Origin of the sequence: Ethanoligenens sp., from assembly GCF_047718355.1 — a bacterium.
In the GTDB taxonomy this organism is placed as follows: Bacteria; Bacillota; Clostridia; order Oscillospirales; family Ethanoligenentaceae; genus Ethanoligenens.
The window spans coordinates 1-3521 of record NZ_JBDNLG010000145.1 but is presented as its reverse complement, the minus strand read 5'-3'; the positions used below and the strand labels follow the sequence as shown (position 1 = coordinate 3521).

General features: G+C 51.3%; 2 protein-coding genes and 1 pseudogene. 1 reads left to right on the top strand and 2 read right to left on the bottom strand.

The annotated features are described in order from the left end of the window. Nucleotides 1-182 precede the first annotated feature (182 nt). Nucleotides 183-728: a polysaccharide deacetylase family protein gene (locus ABF463_RS14205; protein ID WP_415534649.1), complete on the top strand. Its 546-nt coding sequence runs from the start codon at nt 183-185 to the stop codon at nt 726-728. A gap of 221 nt (nt 729-949) precedes the next feature. Here the strand turns inward: ABF463_RS14205 and ABF463_RS14200 are convergent, their stop codons facing one another. Next, a complete protein-coding gene (locus tag ABF463_RS14200) occupies nt 950-2935 on the bottom strand; it encodes an FAD-dependent oxidoreductase (protein ID WP_415534647.1) in 1986 nt (661 codons plus the stop codon). 375 nt (nt 2936-3310) lie between these two features. Beyond that, nucleotides 3311-3521, bottom strand: a pseudogene (locus ABF463_RS14195) (hypothetical protein); the annotation flags it as partial.

The window sequence follows — 3521 nt, the reverse complement described above, 5'->3', positions numbered from 1 at the left end:
CAATTTATTTTAACACAAAACAATAGAAATGTGCGCCCCAAATCCCAAAAGCAGAAAACACAGCCCACTCTTTTGTGCCAATGGTATGTGTACAGGCAGCAGTTGCATATGCTTCAAGCATACAAAGGGTTCATTTAAGTACGCAAAATAATATTAGAACTGGTTATGAGAGAAAAGAGTGAATGGTTTTGAAAGTCTGGATACTAAAAAAAAACACGCTGATTTTCACCGTTGTCATCGCAGCTCTTTGCGTAGCACTGGCTGTCTTCGTCATTCAATTGATCCCATGCGCGGTCGCGACAGCAACATCTAAAAAAGAGCTTCCCATTTATTGTGTAGACCGGACAGAAAAAATCGCAAGCTTGAGTTTCGATGCTGCTTGGGGTGCAGAAGATACCCCCACGCTGATTCGTATCTTGAACGAGCATCATGTCCATGCCACTTTTTTTGTTGTCGGCCAATGGGTGGATAAATATCCAGCTGAAGTCAAGGCATTATCCGATGCAGGCAATGAAGTCATGAACCACTCGGACACCCATCCGCACATGCCACAACTTTCCCCTGCGCAAATGCAGAGCCAAATTGACCAATGCGATCAAAAGATCGAGAAAATCACGGGTAAAAAACCGACTTTGTTCCGCCCTCCTTACGGTGATTACAGCAATGCCGTCATTGAGACTTTGCGGGGGATGAATCACAATGTTATACAGTGGGATGTTGATACATAAGATATAAAAGTAAAACACGTTACAGGTAACAGAAAATGCCCCGTCAGCTGTAAGGCCAGCGGGGCATAAATTATACGTAAAATCAGCGGATGCTCTCGGAATCACGCTGGATGATGCAACAAATCATGCAGCATCCCCGTTCGGAAGGTTATGGTTCGAACTCTAAAAGATGCCTGCGGGAAAAGCCCGCAGGCATCTTTTTTTCTTTTATGTCGGTCGGCTTACAGTTCGCGCGCGACCTGATTCGCATCCCAGATGGCCGACATGATATTGCGCACATGGCGTGAGTCGCCAACATTGTAAACCACCTTGCCGCAACTGCGGAGGCTGTCGAACAGCGCCGTGTTTGCGCGATAGCCTACTGCGACCATCACCGTGTCGGCCTTGAGATCCTTTACGCCGTCCGGCGTTTCCACCGTAACGGAAGCATCGTTCACAACCTTTGCCTTCGAGTTGCGGTAGACTGGGATGTTGTTGAAGACAAGCAAATCACGCAGCATGTCAAAGTTCGCAAAGCACATATCCTCGCCGCCGCCGCAGATTTCCGGCATCGCTTCGACGACCGCGACATTCTTGCCCTGTTGCCGCAGCCACAGCGCGGTCTCGCAGCCGACGAGGCCGCCGCCGATCACTACGACGTCACTGCCGGCCTTCTCTTTGCCGAGCAGCAAGTCGTCGGCTGTGCAGACGTGGTTTTTGCCGCCGAAATCGAGTCGAACGGGGGAGGAACCGGTCGCAAAAATCACGACATCAGCGTTGGAGCGTTCGATTGTTTCCTGATCTGCGGTGCTTCCGAGCCTGACCGCCACCGGCAATCTGCCAAGCTGCACGGCATACCAGTCGATCAGCGCGCGGTCGTCCGCCTTGAAGTCGGGTACACAGCCGGGCAGGATATTGCCGCCGAGCTGGTCGTTTTTCTCAAGCAGCGTGACCTGGTGCCCACGCATTGCGCACACGCGCGCCGCTTCCATCCCCGCAAGTCCGCCGCCGACCACCAGCACATTCTTCTTTTCGAGCGCCGGAGTGATGGCAAACGCCTTTTCCCTGCCGCAGGCCGGATTCACCGCGCAGGAAAGGGGCAGCCCGGACGCAAGCCGCGCAAGGCACCCCTGCTGACAGGAAATACATGGGCGAATATCCTCGAGTTTCCCTGTCTGGATCTTCTCGGGCAGATAAGGATCAGCGAGCAACGGGCGGCCATAGGCAACAATATCACAGCTCACGCCGAGCGCCTCAAGAGCCATCTCCGGGTCGTCCATCCTCCCCGCGAGGATGACGGGAATCTTCACGTTCTCTTTGACAAGCTTGCCGAATTCCCGGTACATTCCTTTTTTAAAATACATCGGCGGATGGTTCCAGTACCAAGAATCGTAGGTGCCGGCGTCTACATTGAGCATATCGTAGCCGGCCTCCTCAAGAATCTTCGCGGCTTCGAGCCCTTCCTCAATATCCTTGCCCTTTTCCTCAAAGCTCTCACCCGGCAGTGCGCCCCTGCGGATGGCTTTGACAAAGCTCTTGAGGCTGTAGCGCAGGGAGACAGGGAAATCCTCTCCGCAAGCGGCCTTGATACCCTTGACAACGTCAGTGGCCACTTTCAGCCTGCCGCGTAAATCGCCGCCGTACTCGTCGGTACGCTTGTTATACAGAGAAATGGCAAACTGGTCGAGCAGATAGCCTTCGTGCACGGCGTGGATCTCGACACCGTCAAATTTCGAATGCTTGGCGACGACCGCACATTTGACAAAGGAAGCGATCAGTTCCTTAATTTCCTCGACCGTCATCGCCCGATGTTTGATGGAAGGATCCCACCGGTTCTCCTGCTCCGAAGGCGCGTAGGCGTTCTTCATTAGGTGGGGAATCACCACCCGGCCAAAGCCGCCTGTCAGTTGCAGAAAAATCCGTGCATCATAGGAATGTATGCGCTCGCACATCGGAGCGGTGGACTTGGCGAACATCAGCGGATTATGTCCCGCGCAGGGAAGGGAAAGCGCTTCCATCTCGTTGTAGTTGACGCAGGTAACGCCCGTGATGATCAAACCCGTCCCGCCCTTGGCGCGCTCCACGTAATACTCCTGCGCATTCTCGGTAAAACCGCCGCATGGGTCAGACATTGCCACCATGCCCAGCGGCGCCATCGCAAGCCGGTTCTTCAGCGTGAGCTTCCCTACTGTCATCGGCTCAAAGAGTTTTGCATATTTGTCACCCATTCAGATTACCATCCTTTCGAGGAAGACCGCCCGAAAGTCGCTGTCCCCCGGCTCGGCGTCCCCATATCCTTTTCAAGCGTGCGCCGCACAGACAAGACGGTGTCCGCCATTCGAACATGTCCAGTATATTGCGGATGATCGTTTCTGTCAATTCATTCCGTACTTCTATTAAAAATTTTATTGATTATTTACAATTTTCAATTGCAGAATCAAAGCTACATCTAAAAGATACCGGCTTTCACTTTGTTCAAATTTTTATGGACTGATTACTCATCAGGACCCTTAAAAGGGCCTTTATACATCTTGTGGTTGTTCAAAAACGAGTAAGCAAAAAAGAAAAAACCATCATTGCTCGTATCATTTATGGGACTGGTATCATAAAGAGATGGACATTGCGACAATTCCCGCAATGACTGCGCCGATTACATCAGAAATCAAGTCGAAGTTTGTATCTGTAAGTCCGTGCTGATGATTGGAATGGCTGATGGAATCCAAAATAAATTCGTATATTTCAAACAGACATCCCAAAGATATTCCTATGTTCGCTACAAACCCAGCCTTATAGATTTTAGAGGATAAGACATAT